The 24,117-nt window shown below is 41.5% G+C and carries 30 protein-coding genes and 5 tRNA genes; 26 read left to right on the top strand and 9 right to left on the bottom strand.

The genetic code is table 11. From position 1 onward, the window contains the following. Positions 1–137: 137 nt before the first annotated feature. The 5 genes from BSAG_RS03105 to BSAG_RS03125 all read right to left on the bottom strand — a co-directional run bounded on the left by BSAG_RS03105 (position 138) and on the right by BSAG_RS03125 (position 6,929). Positions 138–1,286 (bottom strand): LA_2272 family surface repeat-containing protein, encoded by a 1,149-nt coding sequence (locus tag BSAG_RS03105; RefSeq protein ID WP_004316338.1) that lies wholly within the window; start codon positions 1,284–1,286, stop codon positions 138–140. A 54-nt stretch (positions 1,287–1,340) separates the two neighbouring features. Continuing rightward, a complete protein-coding gene (locus BSAG_RS03110; protein WP_004316339.1) occupies positions 1,341–2,999 on the bottom strand; it encodes an AMP-binding protein in 1,659 nt (552 codons plus the stop codon). A gap of 424 nt (positions 3,000–3,423) precedes the next feature. After that, entirely contained in the window at positions 3,424–4,494 is a 1,071-nt protein-coding gene (locus BSAG_RS03115) for a GDP-L-fucose synthase family protein (protein WP_004316340.1), read from the bottom strand. A gap of 101 nt (positions 4,495–4,595) precedes the next feature. Next, the gene (gmd, locus tag BSAG_RS03120) at positions 4,596–5,666 is read right to left on the bottom strand and encodes a GDP-mannose 4,6-dehydratase (RefSeq protein WP_004316341.1); all 1,071 of its coding nucleotides are present in this window, start codon (positions 5,664–5,666) and stop codon (positions 4,596–4,598) included. Positions 5,667–5,759: 93 nt separating this feature from the next. After that, positions 5,760–6,929, bottom strand: coding sequence for a dicarboxylate/amino acid:cation symporter (locus BSAG_RS03125; protein ID WP_004316342.1), 1,170 nt, complete (start codon positions 6,927–6,929; stop codon positions 5,760–5,762). A gap of 109 nt (positions 6,930–7,038) precedes the next feature. Between BSAG_RS03125 and gnd the strand changes: the two genes are divergently transcribed. From gnd to BSAG_RS03145, 4 genes are all read left to right on the top strand, one after another. Continuing rightward, entirely contained in the window at positions 7,039–8,514 is a 1,476-nt protein-coding gene (gnd, locus tag BSAG_RS03130; protein WP_004316343.1) for a decarboxylating NADP(+)-dependent phosphogluconate dehydrogenase, read from the top strand. A gap of 369 nt (positions 8,515–8,883) precedes the next feature. Next, entirely contained in the window at positions 8,884–10,380 is a 1,497-nt protein-coding gene (gene zwf / locus BSAG_RS03135) for a glucose-6-phosphate dehydrogenase (RefSeq protein ID WP_008770944.1), read from the top strand. Then, positions 10,377–11,108, top strand: coding sequence for a 6-phosphogluconolactonase (gene pgl / locus BSAG_RS03140; RefSeq protein ID WP_004314091.1), 732 nt, complete (start codon positions 10,377–10,379; stop codon positions 11,106–11,108). The genes zwf and pgl overlap by 4 nt, the downstream gene beginning before the upstream one ends. A gap of 40 nt (positions 11,109–11,148) precedes the next feature. Then, positions 11,149–12,099, top strand: coding sequence for a Dyp-type peroxidase (locus BSAG_RS03145; protein WP_004314092.1), 951 nt, complete (start codon positions 11,149–11,151; stop codon positions 12,097–12,099). Between the two features lie 35 nt (positions 12,100–12,134). Here the strand turns inward: BSAG_RS03145 and BSAG_RS03150 are convergent, their stop codons facing one another. Continuing rightward, positions 12,135–12,347: a hypothetical protein gene (locus BSAG_RS03150; RefSeq protein ID WP_004314093.1), complete on the bottom strand. Its 213-nt coding sequence runs from the start codon at positions 12,345–12,347 to the stop codon at positions 12,135–12,137. A gap of 314 nt (positions 12,348–12,661) precedes the next feature. Here BSAG_RS03150 and BSAG_RS03155 point away from each other — a divergent pair, with 314 nt between their 5' ends. Next, complete coding sequence (locus BSAG_RS03155) at positions 12,662–13,000, top strand: hypothetical protein (protein ID WP_004300192.1); 339 nt, start codon at positions 12,662–12,664, stop codon at positions 12,998–13,000. Here BSAG_RS03155 and BSAG_RS03160 read toward each other — a convergent pair. Genes BSAG_RS03160 through BSAG_RS25365 form a run of 3 tightly spaced genes read right to left on the bottom strand, consistent with a single transcriptional unit; the run spans position 12,997 to position 14,263 of the window. Next, positions 12,997–13,464 (bottom strand): hypothetical protein, encoded by a 468-nt coding sequence (locus BSAG_RS03160; RefSeq protein WP_004318837.1) that lies wholly within the window; start codon positions 13,462–13,464, stop codon positions 12,997–12,999. The two genes, BSAG_RS03155 and BSAG_RS03160, sit on opposite strands and share 4 nt — an antisense overlap. 19 nt (positions 13,465–13,483) lie before the next feature. After that, positions 13,484–13,870, bottom strand: a complete 387-nt coding sequence (locus BSAG_RS03165) for a hypothetical protein (RefSeq protein WP_004318836.1) — start codon at positions 13,868–13,870, stop codon at positions 13,484–13,486. A 12-nt stretch (positions 13,871–13,882) separates the two neighbouring features. Further along, positions 13,883–14,263 carry a helix-turn-helix transcriptional regulator gene (locus BSAG_RS25365; protein WP_008997734.1) on the bottom strand — a complete coding sequence of 127 codons (381 nt, stop codon included), beginning with the start codon at positions 14,261–14,263 and terminating at the stop codon, positions 13,883–13,885. A gap of 153 nt (positions 14,264–14,416) precedes the next feature. On the opposite strand from BSAG_RS25365, the gene BSAG_RS03175 reads away from it, so the two are divergent. The 21 genes from BSAG_RS03175 (at position 14,417) to BSAG_RS03245 (ending at position 24,046) form a co-directional block, all read left to right on the top strand. Beyond that, positions 14,417–14,710, top strand: a complete 294-nt coding sequence (locus BSAG_RS03175; RefSeq protein ID WP_008765982.1) for a hypothetical protein — start codon at positions 14,417–14,419, stop codon at positions 14,708–14,710. A 15-nt stretch (positions 14,711–14,725) separates the two neighbouring features. Further along, complete coding sequence (locus BSAG_RS03180) at positions 14,726–14,962, top strand: hypothetical protein (RefSeq protein WP_004300198.1); 237 nt, start codon at positions 14,726–14,728, stop codon at positions 14,960–14,962. Positions 14,963–15,236: 274 nt separating this feature from the next. Further along, a tRNA-OTHER gene (locus tag BSAG_RS25060) sits at positions 15,237–15,370 on the top strand. A 26-nt stretch (positions 15,371–15,396) separates the two neighbouring features. Then, positions 15,397–15,603 carry a hypothetical protein gene (locus BSAG_RS03185; protein WP_004318833.1) on the top strand — a complete coding sequence of 69 codons (207 nt, stop codon included), beginning with the start codon at positions 15,397–15,399 and terminating at the stop codon, positions 15,601–15,603. Between the two features lie 17 nt (positions 15,604–15,620). Further along, positions 15,621–15,878 (top strand): hypothetical protein, encoded by a 258-nt coding sequence (locus BSAG_RS0223495; RefSeq protein ID WP_004300201.1) that lies wholly within the window; start codon positions 15,621–15,623, stop codon positions 15,876–15,878. Further along, positions 15,875–16,066, top strand: a complete 192-nt coding sequence (locus BSAG_RS03190; protein WP_004300202.1) for a hypothetical protein — start codon at positions 15,875–15,877, stop codon at positions 16,064–16,066. Before BSAG_RS0223495 ends, BSAG_RS03190 begins: the two co-directional genes overlap by 4 nt. A gap of 62 nt (positions 16,067–16,128) precedes the next feature. After that, a tRNA-OTHER gene (locus BSAG_RS0223490) sits at positions 16,129–16,199 on the top strand. Between the two features lie 96 nt (positions 16,200–16,295). Next, positions 16,296–16,393: transfer RNA gene (locus BSAG_RS25055), tRNA-OTHER, on the top strand. Positions 16,394–16,802: 409 nt separating this feature from the next. Then, positions 16,803–16,869: transfer RNA gene (locus BSAG_RS25050), tRNA-OTHER, on the top strand. Positions 16,870–16,970: 101 nt separating this feature from the next. Then, positions 16,971–17,053 (top strand) — tRNA-OTHER (locus BSAG_RS25045). 236 nt (positions 17,054–17,289) lie between these two features. Continuing rightward, positions 17,290–18,072 (top strand): hypothetical protein, encoded by a 783-nt coding sequence (locus tag BSAG_RS03195; protein ID WP_004300204.1) that lies wholly within the window; start codon positions 17,290–17,292, stop codon positions 18,070–18,072. Positions 18,073–18,077: 5 nt separating this feature from the next. Beyond that, positions 18,078–18,992, top strand: coding sequence for a hypothetical protein (locus BSAG_RS03200; RefSeq protein ID WP_004314097.1), 915 nt, complete (start codon positions 18,078–18,080; stop codon positions 18,990–18,992). Then, positions 18,989–19,438, top strand: coding sequence for a single-stranded DNA-binding protein (locus tag BSAG_RS03205; RefSeq protein ID WP_004300206.1), 450 nt, complete (start codon positions 18,989–18,991; stop codon positions 19,436–19,438). The genes BSAG_RS03200 and BSAG_RS03205 overlap by 4 nt, the downstream gene beginning before the upstream one ends. A gap of 6 nt (positions 19,439–19,444) precedes the next feature. Next, on the top strand, positions 19,445–19,897 hold the full coding sequence (locus BSAG_RS03210) for a hypothetical protein (RefSeq protein ID WP_004300208.1): 453 nt from the start codon (positions 19,445–19,447) through the stop codon (positions 19,895–19,897). Between the two features lie 18 nt (positions 19,898–19,915). After that, positions 19,916–20,584 (top strand): hypothetical protein, encoded by a 669-nt coding sequence (locus BSAG_RS03215; protein WP_004300209.1) that lies wholly within the window; start codon positions 19,916–19,918, stop codon positions 20,582–20,584. Then, complete coding sequence (locus BSAG_RS26115) at positions 20,502–20,852, top strand: HNH endonuclease (RefSeq protein WP_229070380.1); 351 nt, start codon at positions 20,502–20,504, stop codon at positions 20,850–20,852. Before BSAG_RS03215 ends, BSAG_RS26115 begins: the two co-directional genes overlap by 83 nt. Next, positions 20,849–22,006, top strand: coding sequence for a DEAD/DEAH box helicase (locus BSAG_RS03225; protein WP_004314098.1), 1,158 nt, complete (start codon positions 20,849–20,851; stop codon positions 22,004–22,006). Before BSAG_RS26115 ends, BSAG_RS03225 begins: the two co-directional genes overlap by 4 nt. 5 nt (positions 22,007–22,011) lie before the next feature. Next, the gene (locus tag BSAG_RS03230; protein ID WP_004300212.1) at positions 22,012–22,476 is read left to right on the top strand and encodes a recombination protein NinG; all 465 of its coding nucleotides are present in this window, start codon (positions 22,012–22,014) and stop codon (positions 22,474–22,476) included. A gap of 35 nt (positions 22,477–22,511) precedes the next feature. After that, the gene (locus tag BSAG_RS03235) at positions 22,512–23,324 is read left to right on the top strand and encodes a DUF6291 domain-containing protein (RefSeq protein ID WP_004314099.1); all 813 of its coding nucleotides are present in this window, start codon (positions 22,512–22,514) and stop codon (positions 23,322–23,324) included. A 127-nt stretch (positions 23,325–23,451) separates the two neighbouring features. Further along, positions 23,452–23,868 (top strand): hypothetical protein, encoded by a 417-nt coding sequence (locus BSAG_RS26220; RefSeq protein WP_008997732.1) that lies wholly within the window; start codon positions 23,452–23,454, stop codon positions 23,866–23,868. Next, positions 23,825–24,046, top strand: a complete 222-nt coding sequence (locus BSAG_RS03245; RefSeq protein ID WP_004318822.1) for a hypothetical protein — start codon at positions 23,825–23,827, stop codon at positions 24,044–24,046. The genes BSAG_RS26220 and BSAG_RS03245 overlap by 44 nt, the downstream gene beginning before the upstream one ends. Positions 24,047–24,117: the final 71 nt, after the last annotated feature.

Below are 24,117 nucleotides of genomic sequence, written 5' to 3'. Positions count from 1 at the left end.
CAGAGGACGCAGAGTTTTACTATTTTTTATTCACTATAGAGTAACACAGAGTCTCATGTATTTAGAATCGTATTTATCGCTCTGTTTTACTTGCAGAAAAAACTCTGTGTCCTCTGCGTCCTCTGTGGTGAATAAGTTTAGAAAAGAACAATACCCGCTTCGATAATAGCTCCCTTATCGTAATTGCTCGATTTATTATAGAATCTGGTTAACCCATATCCACCTGTTGCAAAGATGCCGAACTTCTTGGTAAATTGATATTCCAGATTTGCACGTGCCTGCAGTGCGTACAGGCGTTTCGGGATGACCTCATCTTTGTTGTCAAAAGCCTCGATATGCTGATATCCGAGGTCTCCGCTGATGGATAACCCCTTGTAAAGGGGGAAAGACAGACCGGCACGATAGGATGCGCTCGCCGAAAACTTATCATTCAATCCCTGATACATGGAACCCACTCCCAATATGGTATAAAACAACTGGTTCTTGAACCGTACCCCGATATTGGCAGGCGTTGCATTTCCACCGTATACCATCATTTGCACTTTTGTGTCAGGATTTGCATTCACCAAACCAAGTTGGAAACCTTTCATATCTTCTTTGTAGTAATTGACAAGACCAATTTGAAGTCCGCGCGCTTTCGTTGCGTAGTTGCATAATGCTACTTGCACTCCATTCAGCTTTGATGCGGTTATATTGGCAATTCCTGCTATCTGCAAACCGTTCATGTGTTCGCCTACTACATTTAAAAGTCCCGAAGCCATCAGACCACCGAAGCTCTGTCCGGTTATATTTGCTATTCCGGAAAAGTGTAAGCCCGAAGCCATATTGCCCGTCACATTCATGAAACCACTAATCATTAACCCCGAGTTGTTGTCTCCTCCGATGCTCGTTAGCCCGGATATGACTACTCCCTGTGCTTTGTCGCCGGTGATATTTACCAATCCGGCAGCAGAAAGCCCTACGGTGTTATCGCCGCTGATATTACTGATACCGGCTAGCTGAACGCCCCTCATAGTACCCCCTGCCAAGTTGGCTAATCCGGTGATTTGTACTCCGTTCATGTCACCATGAACCACGCTTCCCAACGCATTGATACCCACACCGTTCAGACGGTTCATGGTAGACAGGAGGCCGATGTTTATGTATGTCGTCTGTGTACTGTCATGCGGTTGCGTGCATATATCTTTCCAGATGGATATATTGATCCCTGCACTCTTGTTCTGTGCCGGTAAAGAAACGGCAGCCATTAGTATAGCTGCCGTGAGTATTGTTTTTTTTATCTTCATTCCTTTCTCTTTTTCGGTTTAAGTTATATCTTTCTCTATGCAGCTGACAATCTATCAGCCTTTTGCTTCCTGATACAAATAACGCTTGATGCTCTTCTTCGGTGTCTTTTCAAATTCTTCCGGATAGATTTTCATCTTGGATATTTGGCTGTATGCCGGTAACATAGTGTTCAGTGTCACGCGGTTTTCTTCCATTACTTGTTCGATGTCTTCAGTTTTCAGGCCGTGGGCGAACGCATCGTCGAAGTCGGGATAAACAAGTCCGACAAGTTTCTCGTTTTGCTGAACGATAATGCTTTCAGCCACGTATGGCAGGTTGTTCAACTTATCTTCAATTTCTTCAGGATAGATATTCTGTCCGCTGGAGCTCAATAACAGGTTCTTGCTGCGTCCTTTGATTGTAACATTACCTTCTTCATCCATCAAAGCCAAGTCGCCGGTATGCAACCAACCGTCCTTGTCGATGACTTCTTGAGTGGCTTCTTTGTTTTTGTAATAGCCCAGCATCACATTCGGGCCCTTACATACAATTTCACCAACAATATTTTCGGGATCAGATGACAATACCCGTACATCCATCCGTGGCACAGCCTTTCCGCAAGAACCCGGTTTGAACTTTCTCCAATCTTCGTAGCAGATAATCGGGCCACATTCCGTCATTCCATATCCAACTGTATAAGGGAAATCAATCATTTTCAAGAACTGTTCCACTTCCTGATTGAACGCTGCACCTCCTACGATGACTGCCTTGAAGTTTCCGCCAAATGCCTTAATCATCTCTTCGCGCACTGTTGCCTTTATCTTGTCATTGATAATAGGCACTTTCAGCAATATCTTCATCGCCGGAGTTTCCAACTTCGGAAGTACGCTTTTCTTGATTATCTTTTCGATGATGAGTGGTACGGCAACAATCAGACTGGGTTTCACTTCTTCAAAAGCCTGGAAGATAATCTTAGGGCTTGGCATACGGGTGAGGAAGTAGATGTGGCAACCTACGGAGAACTCATAAAGGAATTCAAAAGCCAATCCGTACATGTGTGCCATAGGAAGCATGGAAACGATTTTATCTCCGGCTTCCAGTTCCAACACTTCAAAAGCAAATTTGGTATTCGACCACAGACTGCGGTAGGGGAGCATTACTCCTTTGGAATAACTCGTTGTTCCCGAAGTATAATTGATAACTGCCAGTTCTTCCGGTTCGTCTTTGTGATAAGCGACATGCTCTTTACGGAAATTCTTCGGATATTTTTTGCCGAACATTTCGTTCAGATGTTCGCGTGCATACGTGAGTCGTTCGCTGCGTGACACTAATAGGGTGAAGTCGTTCATCATCAGGATACCTTCCAGTAGCGGCATTGCCGACTCGTTCAGGTTTTCCCATACCATATCTCCTACAAGCAGTAATTTAGCTTCGGAGTGGTTGACGATATTATGCACGTTATCTGCTTTAAATTCATGGAGAATAGGTACAATAACGGCTCCATACGTCAGTGTGGCAAGGAAAGTAACTCCCCAGTGAGAGCTGTTTCTTCCACAAACGGCAATCTTGTCTCCTTTGCGGATTCCGCTTTCTTCAAAGATGATATGGAGTTTCTCGATTTTACGAGCTACGTCTTTATACTGTAAAGTTGCACCTTTATAATCGGTCAGGGCATCCAGGTCCCAATTATTCTTGATACTATTCTCAATATAGGCTATAAAACTTTGTTCCATTGTTTTTTGCACATTTGGTATTAAATTGTGCAAATATAGCAATTATATTAAGAATGAAGAATTAAGAGTGAAGATTTTTTGGAAATGGAGGAGAGAGTAGTGGGGGAATTTGTGTGGCGATACGTTATAAATACAATGGATGAGGCTTATAATTGAATGAATGGTGCTTATGGTTGAATAAATGATGCTTAGTTGGATGAAGGCTTATCACAAAAGGGATTAACTTATAATAAAATAGATTGACTCGTAGTATAAAAAAGATTATGCTCATAGCTCAACAGATTATGCTTATAGCTAATTGGATTATCATTATAGCAAAACTGATTATCATTATAGCTAATTTAATTATCATTATAGCTAAAAAAAATAATGCTATTAGCAAAAAAACATTCAGCTAATAGCATATTTACAGTAACTTCATTTCTTATTTCAAGTACCATTCGTACATTCTTTGTACGCCTTCCTCGATTTCAATTTTGTGGTGCCAGCCCAGTGCATGCAGTTTTGAAGGATCGGTTAGCTTGCGCATTGTGCCGTCCGGTTTGCTGCTGTCGAAGGTCAGTTTACCTTGATAACCTACTGTTTCAACGATCCGTTCAGCCAGTTGGCGGATGGTGATTTCCTTACCGGTTCCGATGTTGATATGGCAGTTGCGGATATCTTTGCTACCTTCTTTATAGGTATCTTTAAAGTCCACGTGCTCCATAACGAAGACACTGGCATCCGCCATTTCTTCGCTCCAGAGGAATTCGCGAAGAGGAGTACCCGTACCCCAGAGAGTGACCTCTGTTTCGCTGATTCCGTATTTTTTCAGAATAGCCAGAATGTCCTCTTTTGAGCTGTCGCCGTTGACACCTTCCACCGGACGCTGGTTCATATCCTTGCGTACAGCTTCCCAGTTTCCTTCTTTCAGACAGTGTGCCAAATGAATCTTGCGAATCATGGCAGGCAATACATGGCTGCGTTCCAAATCGAAATTATCATTCGGCCCGTAAAGGTTTGTCGGCATCACGGCGATGTAGTTCGTTCCATATTGCAGGTTGAAGCTCTCGCACATTTTCAGTCCGGCAATTTTGGCGATTGCATACGGCTCGTTGGTATATTCCAACGGTGAAGTAAGCAATACATCTTCCTTCATCGGCTGTTCGGCATCGCGTGGATAAATACACGTACTACCGAGGAAGAGCAACTTTTTCACGTTGTGACGGAAACTCTCTCCGATAATGTTCTGTTGAATCTGCAGATTCTTGTATATAAAGTCGGCACGGTAGATGCTGTTCGCCATGATACCACCCACAAAGGCAGCGGCAAGGAATACATATTCCGGTTGTTCTTCATCGAAGAATTTACGGACAGCCATTCCATCCAGCAGGTCAAGCTCTTTGTGCGTGCGGCCTATCAGATTGGTGTATCCTTTATCCTGCAAATTCTTCCAGATAGCAGATCCCACAAGTCCGCGGTGTCCTGCTATATATATCTTTGCATTCTTTTCCATTCTATCTTTTATTATTTTCACCACAGAGGACACGGAGGGCACAGAGGAAAAAATAAAATCCTCTGTGTCCTCTGCGTCCTCTGTGGTGAAATGAAATTCATTTAATGTTTGGTAGCAATCATCCGCTTCACTTTTTCCATATCGTGGCGAACCATGATACTTACCAGTTCTTCGAATGATGTTTTGCATGGATCCCATCCTAACAATGTTTTTGCTTTAGTCGGGTCACCCAGCAGTTGTTCCACCTCTGACGGACGGAAATATTTAGGATCAACCTCTACCAAAGACTTTCCGGTAGCTACGTCGATACCTTTCTCATTCACGCCTTCACCTTCCCAACGAAGTTCGATGCCTGCTTCCTTGAATGCCAGCGTTGCGAATTCGCGCACTGTGTGCATTTCTCCGGTAGCAATTACGAAATCTTCGGGAACGTCATGTTGCAGAATCAGCCACATACATTCGATGTAATCCTTGGCATATCCCCAGTCGCGACGTGCATCCAGATTACCCAGATACAGTTTGTCCTGTTCGCCCTGTGCGATACGTGCGGCAGCAAGCGAAATTTTACGGGTAACGAATGTCTCGCCACGGCGTTCACTCTCGTGATTGAACAAGATTCCGTTTACGGCAAACATACCATAGCTTTCGCGGTAGTTTTTAGTAATCCAGAAACCATATTGTTTGGCTACCCCATACGGAGAACGGGGATAGAATGGAGTTGTCTCTTTTTGTGGAACTTCCTGCACCTTACCGAACAATTCGGAAGTAGAAGCCTGATAGATGCGGGTTTTCTTTTCCAGTCCCAGGATGCGTACCGCTTCGAGCATACGCAACGTACCGATAGCATCCGCTTCGGCCGTGTATTCCGGAACGTCGAATGAAACCTTCACGTGGCTTTGAGCAGCGAGATTGTAGATTTCATCCGGTTGCACCTGTTGAATAATACGAATTAACGAACTAGAATCTGTCATATCCCCATAATGCAGATTGATCGTACGTTTCTGTTTCATGTCGCGCACCCACTCGTCAAAATACAAATGTTCAATACGTCCTGTATTGAACGAAGAAGAACGACGGAGTATACCGTGTACTTCGTAACCTTTTTGCAATAGAAATTCGGCAAGATAAGAACCATCCTGCCCGGTGATGCCTGAAATTAGGGCTTTTTTCATACGCTATTATTTAATATAATTGAAAATGTGGGTGCAAATGTCGGCATTTTTTGTGAGCCAGCCAAGCTACTACCCAATTATTTTTCAGCACAGTCATTCAGCACGGTTTTTCCCCATTATTTTGTCGATAATCAAAGCGATAGCTCCGTCGCCCGTCACGTTGCAGGCTGTGCCGAAACTGTCCATTGCGATGTAAAGCGCAATCATTAAAGCCTGTGCCGATTCGTCGAAGCCGAGCATGGATTGAAGAATTCCCAGAGAGGCCATGATAGCTCCGCCCGGAACCCCCGGAGCGGCTATCATTGTGATGCCCAGCATGAAGATAAATCCGGCAAACAAGGGGAAGTCAAACGGTATTCCCTGCATCATCATCAATGCCAGTGCGCAGGCTACGATTTTCAGTGTGCTGCCCGACAGGTGAATGGTAGCGCAGAGCGGAATCACGAAACCGGCCACTTCGGCAGATACCCCGTTCTTTTTGGTCTGTTCCAGCGTTACAGGGATGGTGGCTGCCGAAGATTGTGTGCCCAATGCCGTGAAGTAAGCCGGCAGCATTTTATTAAGTAATTTAAACGGGTTTTTGTGTACAAACAGTGCCGCAATGGAATACTGAAAAACTAACAGGAAGATGTGAAGAGCAAAGATGACTCCGATAATTTTAATAAACACCATCAGGATGGAATATACTTGTCCCGAATGTGTCATGTTGAGGAATATGCCAAAGATATAAAGCGGCAGCAAAGGCAGAATGACTGCGCTAATCATTCGTACGATAATTTCCTGAAAATCACGTGCCACGTTTTTCAATGCGTCGCTGTTCAGTGACGCCAGGCCCAAGCCCAAGGTGAAAGCCAATACCAAGGCCGTCATGACGTTCATCAGCGGTGGGATGGAGACGGAGAAGTAGGGGAGGATTCCTTGTGCTTCACTCACTTCTTCAAGCGGCGCTCCCGGTTCGATGAGTGACGGAAATACGGTGACTCCTGTGAAGTAGGAGAGGAATCCCGAAAACAGGGTGGCGAAATAAGCAATCAGAGCCGTCACGAGCAGCATTTTTCCTGCACCTTTTCCGATGTCGGCAATAGCCACCGTTACCAGTCCGACGATAATCAGCGGGATAGAGAAATTGAGAAACTCGCTGAAAATGCCGTTGAAAGTAACGAATATTCGCACTAGCGGAGCCGGGAAAAAAGTGCCGATGGCAATACCCAAAATGATGGCAATTACGATGCGTGCCAACAAACCGATTTTGATCTTCTTCATCCTTGATTTTATTTGTAGACCACAAAAATAATATTTTAATCTAAAATATTGCGAACAAATGTGCATTTCAACTGTTACTAAGATAAAGAATATTCAAAATATATAAGTTATGGCAAATCAGAATAAAACAGATATCGGACTTATCGGCTTGGCTGTGATGGGCGAGAATCTTGCTTTAAACATGGAGAGTAAGGGATGGCATGTGTCGGTTTATAACCGTACAGTTCCCGGAGTAGAGGAAGGAGTGGTAGATCGCTTTATGAATGGTCGTGCAAAAGGTAAAAACATCGAAGGATTCACGGATATAAAAGCATTTGTAGATTCGATAGCTATTCCCCGTAAGATAATGATGATGGTTCGTGCCGGAAGTCCGGTTGACGAACTGATGGACCAGCTTTTCCCGTTGCTTTCACCGGGAGACATTCTTATTGATGGTGGTAACTCCAATTACGAAGATACCAACCGCCGCGTCAAACTGGCGGAGTCGAAAGGATTTCTCTTTGTTGGTAGCGGAGTGTCCGGCGGTGAAGAAGGAGCCTTGAATGGAGCTTCTATCATGCCCGGCGGTTCGGAGCAAGCATGGCCGGAAGTGAAACCGATTCTTCAAAGCATTGCGGCAAAAGCACCGGACGGAACTCCCTGTTGCCAATGGGTAGGCCCTGCCGGATCGGGTCATTTTGTGAAGATGATTCATAACGGTATCGAATACGGTGATATGCAGCTGATCGCCGAAGCCTATTGGGTGATGAAAAAGTTGCTGGATCTGACCAATGAGGAAATGGCTGATGTCTTTGCCCGTTGGAACGAAGGCAAACTACGCAGCTACCTGGTCGAAATCACCGCCAACATCCTGCGGCATAAAGACAAATCCGGAGGGTATCTGATTGATAAAATCTTGGATGCGGCCGGACAGAAAGGTACCGGCAAATGGTCGGTCATCAACGCTATGGAACTCGGCATGCCGTTGGGATTGATCGCCACGGCGGTATTCGAACGAAGCCTTTCTGCACAGAAAGACTTGCGTCATCTGGCTTCCAGACAATATCAGTGTCAACATACACAACCTATATATAATAAGGTAGAACTCGTAAAGAATATATTTTCTGCTCTTTATGCTTCCAAACTCGTCTCTTATGCTCAAGGATTCGCCGTGTTGCAACGTGCTTCCGACGCTTTCGACTGGCATCTCGACCTGGCTTCCATTGCCCGTATGTGGCGTGGAGGATGCATCATCCGCAGTATATTCCTGAACGACATTGCTGCCGCCTTCGAAGCCACCGACAAGCCTAAACACTTGTTGTTGGCTCCTTATTTTAAAGAAGAAATGAAAACATTGCTTCCCGGATGGAAGAACTTGGTGGCGGAAGCCATGAAAGAAGAACTTCCCGTTCCTGCTTTCTCTTCTGCGCTGAACTATTTCTATTCGCTCACATCTGCCGATCTGCCCGCCAATCTTGTGCAGGCACAACGCGATTATTTCGGTGCGCACACTTTCGAGCGCAAAGACGAGTTGCGTGGACAGTTCTTCCACGAGAACTGGACAGGTCACGGAGGAGATACGAAATCGGGTACATATAATGTTTAAATAGAAAACAGTTTTGAAATGATAAATGGGAATTTGAAATGATAAATGGGAATTTAGCGGTTAAATGGGAATTTATCGGTTAAATGGGAATTTTGCAGTTAGGCTGAAAGCCTTACAATTATATATTTATTGGGGTGCCCTGAAAGGGCTTAATTATATAGCGTAGGGCAACGCCCTACGAAAAAAACACACCAGCCACAAGCCCTGAAAGGGCGGAACTGTATACAATTATGCCCTTTCAGGGCGCAAATTCAGATTGTCGTTTTTACGTAGGGCGTTGCCCTACGCTATATAATTAAGCCCTTTCAGGGCACTCCGCAAAATTATCATTTACCATCTCAAAACAGAAATTAAAACAACTCTTGAAAAATGGATAAATTTGCAATGATAATTTTCGGTGCGTCGGGTGATCTGACCAAGCGTAAGCTGATGCCCGCCCTTTACTCCCTCTACCGTGAAAAGCGGTTGACCGGAGAGTATTCTATATTGGGTATCGGGCGTACGGTCTACTCTGACGATAACTACCGTTCCTATATATTAGAAGAACTGCAACAGTTCGTAAAGTCCGAAGAACAGGACACAGCTCTGATGGCTTCGTTTGTCTCCCATCTCTATTATCTACCGATGGACCCGGCAAAAGAAGAAGGTTACCCGCAACTCCGCCAACGTCTGGTCGACTTAACTGGTGAGGTAGAGCCGGACAACCTGCTGTTCTACCTAGCCACTCCGCCGTCACTGTACGGAGTAGTGCCCTTATACCTCAAAGCTGCCGGACTCAACACTCCCCATTCACGTATCATCGTCGAGAAACCTTTCGGTTATGATCTCGAATCGGCACGTGAACTGAATAAAACGTATGCTTCTGTTTTCAATGAGCATCAAATTTACCGTATCGACCATTTTCTCGGTAAGGAAACAGCCCAGAATGTACTGGCTTTCCGTTTTGCCAACGGTATCTTCGAACCTCTCTGGAACCGTAACTATATCGACTACGTAGAAATCACAGCCGTAGAAAATCTGGGTATCGAACAACGTGGCGGATTCTATGAGACGGCAGGTGCACTGCGCGATATGGTGCAGAATCACCTGATACAGCTCGTAGCCCTTACGGCTATGGAACCGCCCGCTGTTTTCAATGCTGACAATTTCCGCAACGAAGTGGTGAAGGTCTACGAATCTCTCACCCCGTTGAATGAAGTGGATTTGAACGAACATATCGTTCGTGGACAATATACAGCCTCCGGCAATAAAAAAGGCTACCGTGAAGAAAAAGGAGTGGCTCCCGATTCGCGTACGGATACTTATATTGCCATGAAACTGGGCATTAGCAACTGGCGCTGGAGTGGCGTTCCGTTCTACATTCGTACAGGTAAACAAATGCCGACGAAAGTAACGGAAATCGTCGTTCATTTCCGTGAGACACCTCATCAGATGTTTCATTGTGCCGGTGGCAACTGTCCGCGGGCTAATAAATTGATTCTTCGTTTGCAACCGAATGAAGGAATCGTGCTCAAAATCGGAATGAAAGTACCCGGTGCAGGTTTTGAAGTGCGCCAGGTGACGATGGATTTCAGTTATGCGCAGTTGGGCGGCGTACCCAGTGGCGACGCTTATGCCCGTCTGATAGACGACTGCATCCAGGGTGATCCGACTTTATTTACTCGAAGTGACGCAGTAGAAGCCTCATGGAAATTTTTCGATCCGGTACTCCGTTATTGGAAAGACAACCCCGACGCACCTCTCTACGGTTATCCCGCAGGTACGTGGGGACCTCTGGAAAGCGAAGCGATGATGCACGAACATGGGGCCGACTGGACGAATCCTTGTAAGAATTTGACGAATACAGATCAATATTGTGAATTATGAAACTATCAGTTTTTCCCTCATCTATTGAAACTTCACGAGCATTGATACTCCGCTTGGTGGAAATCATGAATGAAGAGCCGGACAGAGTGTTCAATATCGCAGTCAGCGGTGGCAACACACCTGCTCTGATGTTCGATTTATGGGCGAATGAATACATGGAAATTACCCCGTGGGATCGTATGCGGATTTATTGGGTGGATGAACGTTGTGTGCCTCCCGATGATTCGGACAGTAATTACGGAATGATGCGCAACCTTCTTTTGGGTTTGACTCCTATTTTGTATGAAAATGTATTCCGTATTCGTGGAGAGGCGAAGCCTGCGAAAGAAGCGGTCCGTTATTCGGAGTTAGTCCGGCAGCAAGTACCGTTGAAGCGTGGCTGGCCCGAATTTGATATTGTACTGTTGGGGGCCGGAGACGACGGACACACGTCTTCCATCTTTCCCGGACAAGAAGATTTGCTGACTTCAAACTCTATTTATGTAGTCAGCGCCCATCCCCGTAACGGGCAGAAGCGCATCGCAATGACGGGATACCCCATTCAGAATGCCCGCTATGTCATTTTCCTGATTACCGGAAAAAATAAAGTCGACGTAGTAGAAGAAATCTGTAATTCGGGAGACACTGGTCCCGCAGCCTATATAGCTCATCACGCGCAGAATGTAGAGCTATTTGTGGATAAAGCGGCTGCCGCATATATTGACGATAGTAATAAAAAAATGAATTAGAACTGTTTCGTTGACGAAACTAACAGAAAAAAAGAAAAATATGAATCCTTATCAAAATTCATTTGGAGGTAATATCCCGCAGGACGTAGCCGGGAAACAAGGTGAAAATGTCATTTTTATTGTTTATACTCTAAAAGATACTCCCGAAACTCTTGATAAAGTAAAAGATGTATGCGCTAATTTCTCGGGCATGATTCGCAGCATGCGTAATCGTTTCCCCGAACTGATGTTCAGTTGTACGATGGGCTTTGGCGCCGATGCCTGGGGCCGTCTTTTCCCGGAAAAGGGAAAGCCGAAAGAATTGAACACTTTTGAAGAGATCAAAGGCGGAAAGCACACGGCAGTCTCTACTCCGGGCGACATCTTGTTTCATATCCGTGCAAAACAGATGGGGTTGTGTTTTGAGTTTGCTTCCATCATTGACGAGAAGCTCCAGGGCGTAGTTGAACCTGTCGATGAAACTCACGGTTTCAGATATATGGACGGCAAGGCTATTATCGGCTTTGTAGACGGAACAGAGAATCCGGCAGTTGATGAGAATCCTTATCATTTTGCGGTGGTAGGAGAGGAGGATGCTGATTTTGCAGGAGGAAGTTATGTTTTTGTACAGAAGTACATTCACGATATGGTTGCATGGAACGCTCTGCCTGTGGAAGAACAGGAGAAAGTGATCGGTCGTCGTAAGTTTAACGATGTCGAGCTGTCTGACGAGGAGAAACCTCAAAATGCGCATAATGCCGTCACTAATATTGGTGATGACCTGAAAATTGTACGTGCCAACATGCCGTTTGCCAATACGTCTAAGGGAGAATATGGCACATACTTCATCGGTTATGCAAGTACGTTCAGTACGACCCGGCAGATGTTGGAAAGTATGTTCATCGGCAATCCGGTAGGGAATACCGATCGTTTGCTTGACTTCAGCACAGCTGTAACAGGAACGCTTTTCTTTGCTCCTTCCTACGATTTGCTGGGAGAATTGGGCGAATAAAAAAAGAAAAATAAGAATAAAAGATTGGAGGAGGATTACACTTTGGTAATCTCCTCCACTATATATTGATCTTTCACTCTCCTGCAGGTACATACAAAGTATTCCGGATGTTTCAGGGCTCCTTCTAAAGTATCAGGAAGAATCATCTCTTTGGTACGTCTATCCATTGCCACCGTTGCATATAGAATACCCTCTTTTTCGCATCTCTCAATTAATGCATTTTTTAGTTCTTCTACGCTATATTCCATTTGTGTGAGACTTTATCGCTGCAAAGTTATGGAAAATATGTATATTTTGTGCAATAATATTCCTGTAATATATAAAAATAGCTCCCTAGTTCGTCCGCCGACGAGGGAGCTATCAACACAAAAACTAAACTAGACACATTTTTGGAAATCTAGTTGTATATTCTGTATATCAATTATATAGTCCTGCTTTTTTTTATGGTTCGACCATAATTCGACCATTTGATGTTTTATGTACTATCAAGATTTCTATATTTCATATTTTATATTACTTTAAATATTATATTTGCGCATTGTCAAACTAAAATAGTGCGTTTATGAAATCGTTATTAAAAAATGTCCTAAGAAGGATAAGTAAAAAACAATCTTCTAAAGAAGATAATGCGACAGCCTTTTATCCCCAGTGTTGTGCAAAAGTGGATGATTCCGCTCGTATGCGTATAAAAATGTCTTATGACCAAAATGTAAAAGAAACTATATCAAGCTTGAAAACACTTGCTAATGATATGTCTAGTGGCTTTGTTACTTTTAAAAAGTTTCAGACTAGGCGTTATCAATACAACCCGGATGCAGATGCAACTCTATATGCTTCAAGACTGCTTCGTGCAGCTTCTATATTGGAGTTCCTATTAACTGATCCTGATAATAAATCTTAGAGATTCATTTTTTCAGCTAGAGCAGAGAGCCCTATCAGTAGTTCAGTTATATTTTTGGCTTTTCCGACAACATCATCAACTTTCGCTGCTGTATCAGGGCTTAACTCCTTTTCTAATCGTTCTAGCTGCATTTGAAATGTATCAAAACTTAATATATATAAGTCTCTTTCAACAGTGAATCCCCCTTTTTCTGCAAAATTGAATATTTCAAAATTCAACGTAAGATATTCAATACCATATCCTTTATAGTCAATAAATCTCCTATTTTTGAACTCCTCTAAAACTATTTCATATTGTTCTTTACTGATCCTAAGGTCTGGTATATCTTTATAATTTAGTTTAGCTGTTCTTTTCCCGTTTGCTACAACCAAAATATAATTTAATACTTTATCCTTTTCTTCAGCTGTTATAACTAAAGGATATTCTCTTTCATCTTTTGGGGGTACAGTTCTAATTGGGCGCATATTTGAAAAAATATTTATTCTATTGTTTATATAGTTTCATTCTAGTATTACTGTAATACATTATATCTTTTTCTATTTCGCAGGGAATTGTTAAATTGTCTTTTTCTACTATTAGATTCACAATATTGTCGTTTATAGAGTATTTACCTGATACCGTTTCTTTCCATTCATATTCTAAATCCTCATTATCATCTGCAACATTATATATTGTGAAAGATTTCAAGTCAAAAGATATAGCAAAAAAAGATCTTAAATAAGGAGTGCCTTCTTCAAAAGACAATCGAGTTTTTCCGTACCAGTCTTTTGCAGAAGTCCATGTTGTTCCTGCTAAATTAATACTGTCATCAGAGCATGAATTAAATATAAGCACAAATAAGAAGGATAGTATTAAAAATCTTTTTTTCATACATATATAAGTTTATCCTATATTTCTTTCATTCTTCAACATAGCTAGTTCACCCTTTAATTTCTGATTTTCTTCCAAAAGCCGTTGGGTAAGCACTGTCTTTTCATTAATCTCATCTTGTAAATTGGCGATGGTATATACTATACTTTTCAATTTATCCATTCCTGGTTCTGTTTCTTCTTTTTGAAGAAGCATAGAACCTTTTCCTCTTAACAGCCATTCTGCGGAAATTTCCTCAAATGAGGATGAAATTGCTATTATTGTTGCAAGGCTAATTTCTCTTTTTCCTATCAGTTGATTATTAATAGTTGTGGGCTTTAATCCACACTTAATAGCAAATCCCCTCTCTGATAGCCCTGAATAGGTTATTACTTCTTTAATTCTGTTTATCATAATCAATCAAAAGTTAAATATCCACAAATGAAGGTATAAAATAGGTTTTAAATTTTTATATATCCACATTTGAGGATATATTTGCATCATAAATCAATCAATCATACAAACATACAAAAATTGATTGATAAAACCAATTAAAAAATAACGATTATGAGCTACAATTTATCACAAATAATGAAGTCTGCACACCGCAATTACAAGAAGGGTGGAAAAACATTTTCAGAGTGTTTAAAATCTGCATGGAGCTTCGCAAAACTCCAAGAAAGTTTCTCACCGGAAGCAGTGAAATCAAGAACTGATAAATTTTTAGCTGAAAGACATGAAGCTATGAGCAAGACTGCCAAAGCTACACCTAGCAAGGAATATAATAACCTTAATATTCCCGCTTCCGCTTACTACAACCCAAATAGTACTCATTACGGTGCACATTACGTCGGAGATTAATCAAATTATACAACAATGGATAAAAGAACCGAACTAGAAATACAGCGAGACAAATATGAAGCTGTGATTGAAGAACGAGACGCGTTGATCAGCTCTTTGAGAGGTGAAAATGAAAAACTCAAACGAGATTTAGAATCAGAACGTGGATTTTATAGAGAGAAAGTTTCCCAATGTGATGATTTGAAGAAATTTATTGAATCGCAACGAAACTTAATGGACATAGTTTTGAAGAACAACCAAAGTATTCTCTAACCCTCACTAAAGTCAAACCAAACCGCCGGTTATCCGGTACCCAGTCCGGTCTTTGAGCCTGCCCTTGAAGGGAGACTGGGAACAACAGAGAAGAGTTCTTTGACATATTGGTAAAATGGTGTTTTGGAAGCCGACACGTGCCGAAAGGGATTACTGACGTAGGCGGGCTTCTCAACGATATAATGCTGTGGTTAATGGTCAAGCCGTATCGTTGTAAAACTAAATCAGTTAGACGTTTGTCGGCAAATCGAGGTATTTGCTTTATGTATATAAAGGTGATGTAGCTCAGGCAGGTTAGAGCGCTGTGTGTGGTGGATGGTTGAGAGTTCGAGTCTCTCAAGAAATACTCTTAGCTTAACGGAAGAGCACCACAAGCAGAGGTCGGCGGTTCGAATCCGCTCATCGCTTCAATGTTTAATTTAAAATTAGATTGTATGGAAAAGGATATTCAGAGACGTAACGTAATTGATGTATTACGGAGTATGGATGTTGGTGCAATAGAAGTATTTCCTATCGTTCAGAAACCGTCTGTAACTAATACATTGAATGCTCGGCTTTATAAAGAAAAAGCTGAAGGAATGGCTTGGAAAACAAAGTCAGATGTAAAAAATATGCAGTTTATAGTAACCAGAATTGCATAACTACCTTGCTTGTTGAGATGATCAGAGGTGAAATGGCTGAAATATTGCTAGATAATATTCTCCGTCTGTTTTCTACAGAAACGTTTGGAAAAGATAAGTCTGCGTATTATGTGGGTGGGGAAAAGAAATTGATGAATCTTATAGAAGCGGGTAAGATTGAAAGTGATAAGCCCACTAATGTCCAAAACGGCAAGTGGCATTGTAATGCTGCTCAAGTATTACTTCATTGCCGATGTGCGGGAAGGAAAGTTAAATCTAAAAAACGGAAGAAATGAAAAAGATTAAAGTGATACAGTATGCCATGATGTTCATTGCCTTATGGACAACACTGTATCTTATAGATAGCATTGAAGTTAGCAAGAAAGAATTTATTGCTGCTTTTGTATTGGTGACTGTCGTATCAGTGAATTATATCTGTTTTCGATACTACGAAGATAGGAAACAAAATAAAGATAGCCTGTGAAGGTCTGCATTGCTTAATTTTAGTATTTGTCATGTTTATTTAGCCCGGTTCGCCGGGCATCTGCCGGGATAGTCCAGTTGGTTAGAGCGCATGTTTCTACATGAGGTCAGCGGTTCGAATCCGTTTCCCGGCTCAACTCAATCAGAGTTAAGTAACCCGTGAGGGGGAAAATTATGTTTGTATCAATAACAATTCAATCAATGTAGCCGGAAGCGTCTGGCTACGACCTGAAGGAATGGCGGAATTGGTAGACGCAAGTATGCAGATAGATTGAAGAAAGTCATACATAGGTAATCTGTCATCCCGGTTCGAGTCCGGGTTCCTTCACAGAGAATTTTTCTTTTTATGTTTAACTAATGTTGCCAGCGAAAAGGACGCTGTAGGGTTAAAGCCCCTGTTATTTGAGTTTTAATTGTTCTATACTATTCCGGTGTGCTTTGAACGGCTATCCGGAAACAAGAAGCTCGTGAGAGTGAATTGATTTTTTCAAATTTCTAAATTTAAAATTGAGCCACATCACGGGTTGATGTGGCAACAAGGGGAGGTATTCTCAATGGTAAAGAGAGCATAAAGAAAGCGTACGAAGTGCTTTATGTATTGCATTTGCAATTATTTAGGTTCGACTCCTAAACTGCCCCACAAAAGCTCGTGAGAGTGCTATTTAATAGTTAATGTCGTGTTTTATTTTGTGTTTGTGTTCTAGGTGAATGGTTCGTGAGAATAGTTCACTTAAAACGGATGGCTGGTGTAATTGGCAGCATACGCAGATATGCGTGATGTGGGTTCGATCCCCACGCCATTCACCCTTCTGATCCTAATTAAATTATAGTAGTTCATGAGTTTTGTTTTGTGTTTGTGATTGGGGTGTATGGTCTGTGAAGATAGTGCACCTTTTTAATTAATCGGGCGGATATGTATATCGTTGGTTGAAACTGCGGTGAGGTGCACCAATATTCCGTGAGACCGGTTCGACTCCGGTTCCGTCCACTAGCATTTACATTATGTATAAATCAGGGAGCCGTACACCCTTCAAAGCGTAGCCGTTCCATAAGGTACATTGGATTATTCATTTTCTTATTTTTCTGCCTGTACAATATCGTACAGGCAGTTTTTACTACCTGAAAATGGCGTTAAAATGGCGAAGTTTCTGTTTGCTAAACTTGTCAATAACGATTACCTTTACTGATGTAATGAACTAAAAGTCAAACCATTAAATTAGAATTATGACAGCGAGAAAAAACACTGTATCAACGGTTCAGAATGAAGAGAAGAAGAAAAATTCTATCAGACCGCTTCTAGCTTCTGAAATTGAATGTAGGGTTGGTACTATGAAACCGGACGGTTCGGGCTGCTCCTTGCTATTATACAAGGATGCTCGAGTAGACATGAGAATACTTGATGAAGTGTTCGGAGAAATGAACTGGAAACGGCACCATGATGTCGTTAATGGGAATCTATTCTGTACGTTGTCCATTTGGGATAATGAAAAGAAGGAATGGGTGAGTAAACAGGATGTTGGGACAGAATCTAGCACAGAAAAAGAGAAAGGGCAGGCTTCGGACGCCTTTAAACGTGCAGGATTTAACTGGGGAATTGGGCGTGAACTTTATACGGGTCCTTTCATTTGGATTCCACTTGAGAAAAATGAAATATATCAGAGCAAAACAGGTTCTCCTGCTCTATACACCAAATTCAGTGTAAAAGAGATTGGTTATAACGAGCAAAAGGAGATTATTTTACTTGTTATTGTGGACAATAAAAACCGCGTTCGTTTTGCTTATGGTAATACAAAGGAAAAAGTATATGCTCCCAATGTTTCTGCTTCAAACGCTTCGGGCAAAGTATATACTGGTGTAGACCTGGATCGTGCAATTAAACAAATGACTGGTGTTAAAAGCCGCGAAGAGCTTGAGAGAGTTTGGGCTGAACATCCCGAACTTCACAATAATAAGGAGTTCAGAAACATAACTATTGACATGCAGAAAACATATCCCCCTAGAAATTGATAATAATGATAGAATTAGTGAAATCCAGTGTGGTTTTCAATGAGGAAAACCACACTTATATGCTCGGTGAAAAACAGTTGCAAGGTATAACCGGTATGATTAGCCGGCAGTTGTTCCCTGACAAATATAAAGATGTCCCCGATTTTGTATTGAAGAGAGCTGCTGAGAAGGGGAGCCTTATTCATGCTCAATGCCAGTTTGTTGATGCAACAGGCTTACCGCCTGAAAGTATTGAAGCAGAGAATTATTTGAAAGAGCGGACGAAAGCTGGATATAAGGCTTTTGCTAATGAGTACACGGTGTCTGATAACGAATACTTTGCATCGAATATAGATTGTGTTTGGGAGAAAGCCGGTAGAATCTGTCTTGGTGACATCAAAACTACGCTGCATCTTGACGAAGAGTATTTGAGTTGGCAGTTGTCAATTTATGCTTATCTGTTTGAACTACAAAATCCATTACTCAAAGTTGATAAATTGTTCGGCATTTGGGTACGTGGTGATAAACATGAATTGGTTGAAATTCCTCGTAAGCCTGATAAAGAAGTCAAGAAATTAATGGAATGCGAGAAGAAGGGTGAGCAATATCTATCCATTCTTCCTGTTCCTGCCCCTGATGATGACAAGTTACTTATTCCAATGCAACTTGTAAATACTATAATCGGAATTGAGGAAGAACTTGCAGATCTAACCAAGATTCAGAAAGATTATAAGGCAAAATTGAAAACTGCTATGCGTGAGAATGGTGTCAAGTCATGGGATGCCGGAAGATTGCGAGTTAGTTATACACCCGCTTCTACGAGTGACAATTTTGATACTAAAAAGTTTCAGGCTGACTATCCGGAATTATATTCTAAGTATATCAAAACAGTTCCTAAAGCTGATAGTATCCGTGTAACAATAAGGGAGGATAAATCATGAGTTTAAACAAATTGATGCTTATCGGGCATGTTGGCAAAGACCCCGATATTAGAATTTTGGAAGCTGGTTCTAAAGTGGCCACTTTCTCCTTTGCCACCACTGAAAAAGGTTATACCCTTGCCAATGGAACACAGGTTCCTGAAAGAACTGAATGGCATAATATTGTTGTTTGGCGTGGTCTTGCCGATGTTGTTGAGAAGTATGTCCATAAGGGAGACAAGTTGTATCTGGAAGGAAAGATAAGAACTCGGAGTTATGATGATAGCAGAGGAATTAAACGGTATATTACAGAACTTTTTGTTGATAATATGGAGATGCTTTCTGTTAAGCCTCAACAAGCGCCACCACCGCCACCTCTTCCGGAACACACCAATAATCAGACTCGAAGTGCGGTGAATGAGTGCCCGCCACCGCCACCACCGACCAAGGACGATTTGCCATTCTGATAGGTTATGGAAGCAACATTGACGAAGAAAGATGGCAAAATCCAAATGGATAAGTCTTTCGAGTTCATGTGCAGCACACTTCGTAATGGAGAATACACTGTAACCATTAAGAAAAAAACACAGCCGAGAACATTAAATCAAAATGCTCTCATGTGGAAATGGTTTCAGTGTATTGGTGCCTGTTTGCGTGAATACACAGGTGAAGAGTATTGGAGCACTGCTGCTGGAGTTCAGGATATACATGACTTGTATTGTAAGAAGTTTCTTGTGAAACAGGTTCATGTGAATGGTAAGGTGGAAACTATTGTGCGAGGAACAAGTAAACTTAATACTTTAGAGATGCATAATTTCATGGAAAGCGTGAAAATAGATGCGGCCACCGAGTTTGGTATTACACTTCCATTGCCTGAAGACCAGCATTACTTAGATTTTATTCATGAGTACCAAAACCGGTACTAATTAATCCTTTTATAATTTATGATTGCAAATTTGAGAAACTACGAACCCGAGACAATCGAGTTTGTAGTTCCCGATTCTATTCGGGAAAAATTTCCCCCTGTTTTATTTCAGGGTTCTACGAATGTAGATGAATTGATAAAGTTGGTGAATGAGCATTTCAATGCTACATTCCCTGAAAGTGAGGTGACACAACGTTTACTGGATGAATTTGAGATTTCCGAAATTCGTGAAGAGTATTGCATCAAGCAAGAGAATGAGGTCCCCAAACGCGAACGTGAACTGTTGGAAGCCATTGAACGTGCAAAGAAAATTAAGAGTGATGCACAAGACAGGTTAGCTTCTATTAAGACTGAAATTAAAGACCTGGCTGCCGAGGTCAAAAAGGGGACGAGGGAGTATCATCTTTCAAGTAAGAATACGATCCGGTTTGCTCTTGATGGATATTTCCTGTATTATTCATGGGTGAACGGTGAGTTTAAGCTTGTGAAAGCTGAAAAAATTCCTGATTGGGACAAACGTTCTCTTTGGGCACAGGAAGATCGAAACAGAAAAGCGATGCTTGATTTGTTTGGTATTGAATATCCTGAAGTAGAACGTCCTATTGATGATACAGAAGATTATGGGGACAAGTTCGAAGAAGACCTGTCTGATAAACTTCCTGAAGAAGAACCGGAAGACGATGAGTAGATTGCAGCACAAAAAAGGCAGGAAGTCCAACTATGTGAAGCGGCTTGTGAATAATCCAGATTGGGAAGAAGCCAAGCGTAAGGTTCGTATTAGGGATGGACATAAATGCCAGATGTGCGGTAAAGACTTCAATTTAGAGATTCACCACAAAACATACAGGGTTAACGGAAAATCAATCGTTGGTCATGAACTTGAACATCTTGATTGTCTCGTTACCCTTTGTGGTGACTGTCATTCGAAAGTTCATAAATATCACATCAAATTATGACATACCAGTTAAGAGACTACCAAAAAAGTGCTAGTGATGCAGCGGTCAGCGTTTTTAAATCCAAGGAAAAGAAAAACTACGTGATAGTTCTTCCCACTGGTGCCGGGAAGTCCCTTGTCATTGCCAATATAGCTGCACGGATAGACGGGCCGCTGATAGTGTTCCAGCCTAGCAAGGAAATACTCGAACAAAATTTTGCGAAACTTCAATCATACGGCATATTCGATTGTGGAGTTTATTCAGCTTCTGCCGGAAGAAAGGATATCAATCGTATTACGTTTGCTATGATTGGTAGTGTGATGAAACACATGAGTTTCTTCAAACATTTCAAGCACGTTCTGATTGATGAATGTCATTTAGTGAATCCGGAGAAAGGAATGTATAAGGAATTCTTTGAAGATGAGCAAAGGAAAGTTATTGGGCTGACAGCGACTCCTTACAGATTATGTTCAGGAAGAGGTGGTGCTATGCTTAAATTTATAACTCGTACCCGGCCAAAGGTTTTCACTGATGTTATTTATCACTGTCAGGTGAGTGAACTACTTGCTAAAGGATTTCTCGCAAGTTTGAAATACTATGATATTACAAAGTTGGATTTAAGTAGAGTCAGGACTAATTCTACTGGTGCAGATTACGATGAAAAAAGTCTTCTGCAAGAGTTTGAACGTGTGGACATATACAAAGATATAGTTGGATGGACAAAACGTCTGTTGAACCCCAAATCGGGCATACCACGCAAAGGTATTTTAATATTCACGAGGTTTATTCGTGAAGCTGAAAAACTGGCTTCCGAAATTCCTAATTGTGCGATTGTTAGCGGTTCTACTCCAAAGGAAGAAAGGGCACGAATTCTGAAAGGTTTTAAAGATGGAAGAATAAAAGTTGTTGCTAATGTCGGAGTACTTACAACCGGATTCGATTACCCGGAGCTTGATACGGTTGTTCTTGCACGTCCAACCAAATCCCTTTCCCTCTATTATCAAATGGTCGGTCGTGTTATTCGTCCCTGCCAAGGTAAAGAGGGTTGGGTTGTTGATTTGAGTGGGAATTTCCGGCGTTTTGGGCGTGTTGAAGAGTTACGCATAGAACAGCCTGAAAAGGGAAAATGGTGTATAATGAGTCGTGGCCGTCAATTAACCAATGTAGTATTTTAATTATCATGTGGAGAAATTACAAGAAGAAAGAAAAGAAAAAGCCTCTTTTCGAGGTAGAAGGTGTTAAGGTCAAGAAGAAACCTGATCTTGTCGATAAACTAGACAGAATATTTAGTTTGTTCATCCGTTATCGTGATACGATGCCTAATGGATATTTTCAGTGTATTTCATGTGGTAAAATAAAGCCTTTCAATAAAGCAGATTGCGGTCATTACATCAACCGCCAACACATGAGTACTCGCTTTGATGAAATGAACTGCAATGCTCAATGTTCACATTGTAACCGCTTCATGGAAGGAAATATTCAGGATTATCGCAGACGTCTAGTTGCCAAGTATGGTGAACGAAATGTGCTGATCCTGGAAGCCAAGAAAAATGTTACTAAGCAATTTAGTGACTTTCAATTAGAAAAGCTGATTACTCATTACAAGGAAGAAGCGAAAAAACTGAAGGAAGCAAAAGGTCTGTGAGTTTTATTACTAATCGGAGTATAATCCCTTAAAATATGGAAAGAAATTCATTCATCTTTTATAAAGGGTGGAGAGAAGCAATCAAGGATTTGCCGGATGATGTCAGGCTGGAGATTTACGAAAGCATAATTGAGTATGCGACAACGGGAAATCTTCGGGGGTTGAAACCTATGGCAAATATTGCTTTCAACTTTATAAAGATAGATATAGACAGGGATACTGAAAAGTATATGTCTATTGTGGAAAGGAATAAGAGCAATGGTTCTAAGGGGGGACGTCCGAAAAGTGAAAACCCAAAAGAACCCAAAGAACCCACAAAACCCACTGGGTTATTTGGAAACCCAAAAGAACCCACAAAACCCGATAATGATAATGAATATGATAATGATTATGTAGATGATAATGATTCTCATTTAAAAAAGAAAGAAACTTCTCCTAAAGGAGAATCAAAGAAAGACGAGCTTTCTTTGTTCCCCGAGGAAAAGATTGATTGGGGTGGGCTAATGGATTATTTTAATTCCACGTTTAAAGGTAAACTTCCTGCTATAAAGTCCATAGATGCAAAACGAAAGAAAGCTATTAAAGCACGTGTCGCACAATACGGGAAGCAAGCTGTATTCGATGTGTTCCAATTGGTTTTAGACAGTCCTTTCTTGCTTGGACAAAACGATAAAAATTGGAGGTGCACTTTTGACTGGATATTCAAGTCTGCGAATTTTACTAAAATTTTAGAAGGAAATTACAATGGAAAACGAACTGATACTGCGGCCACAAGAAGAGAATCGGTTAGCAGTCTTACGGACCTCGCCGAAAAACTATTGCAAAGCTCTATGCCCCAAGAAGGTTGAAGATGTATTTCAAAGTGATGAACCTTCTATTGGCACTATTATAAGAAAGTTTGGTGAGCCGCAAGCCAGAGCAGTGTTGGTCATATTGATAGCTGATGCCTTGGAGTTTTTCAATGTCGGTAATCCAATGTCGGCTACACAAGTCGCTACTACAGTAGATTTAATCATTGAAGAATATCCATATATGAAAACTGATGATTTTAAACTGTGTTTCAAGAACGCAATGAAAATGAAATATGGCAATATCTATAATAGAATTGATGGTCAGGTCATCATGAGTTGGCTTCGTGAATACAATAAAGAACGTTGTGCTGTTGCTGATAATCAGTCATGGAATTTTCATAAAGAGAATTTGTCGGAGGAAGTGAGTTATACAAGTGGCTTGTCGTATGAAGAATACCGGAACGAACTCAAACTTAGAGTTGAGCAAGGAGATGAAGAAGCTGCTAAAGCGTTAAGTCTCTCAAATGAAATAATCTCTTATCTAAACAAAAGAGAAAATGGCAAACAAGAAGCAGAAGGTGACAATTTACTGGAACACTAGGCATATCAAACTTGAAGATATTCCTGAAGTGAAAAGAAGAATACGGGAGCGTTTTGGTATTCCTAATCACACAACTGTTAATGGTGAAACGGATTGTTATATCCGTGAGGAAGATATGGAATTGCTTCGGGAAACGGAAAAACGTGGCTTCATTCAAATACGTAATAAGCCCGCATGAAAATGGCGTTAAAATGGCGAAGTTTCTGTTTGCATAACTTGTCATTTTACGATAATTTTACTGATGTAATG

Source organism: Bacteroides sp. D1, assembly GCF_000157095.2.
Lineage (GTDB): Bacteria > Bacteroidota > Bacteroidia > Bacteroidales > Bacteroidaceae > Bacteroides > Bacteroides xylanisolvens.
Note: the sequence above shows the minus strand (reverse complement) of the source record. Positions and strands in the feature narration are given on the sequence as shown.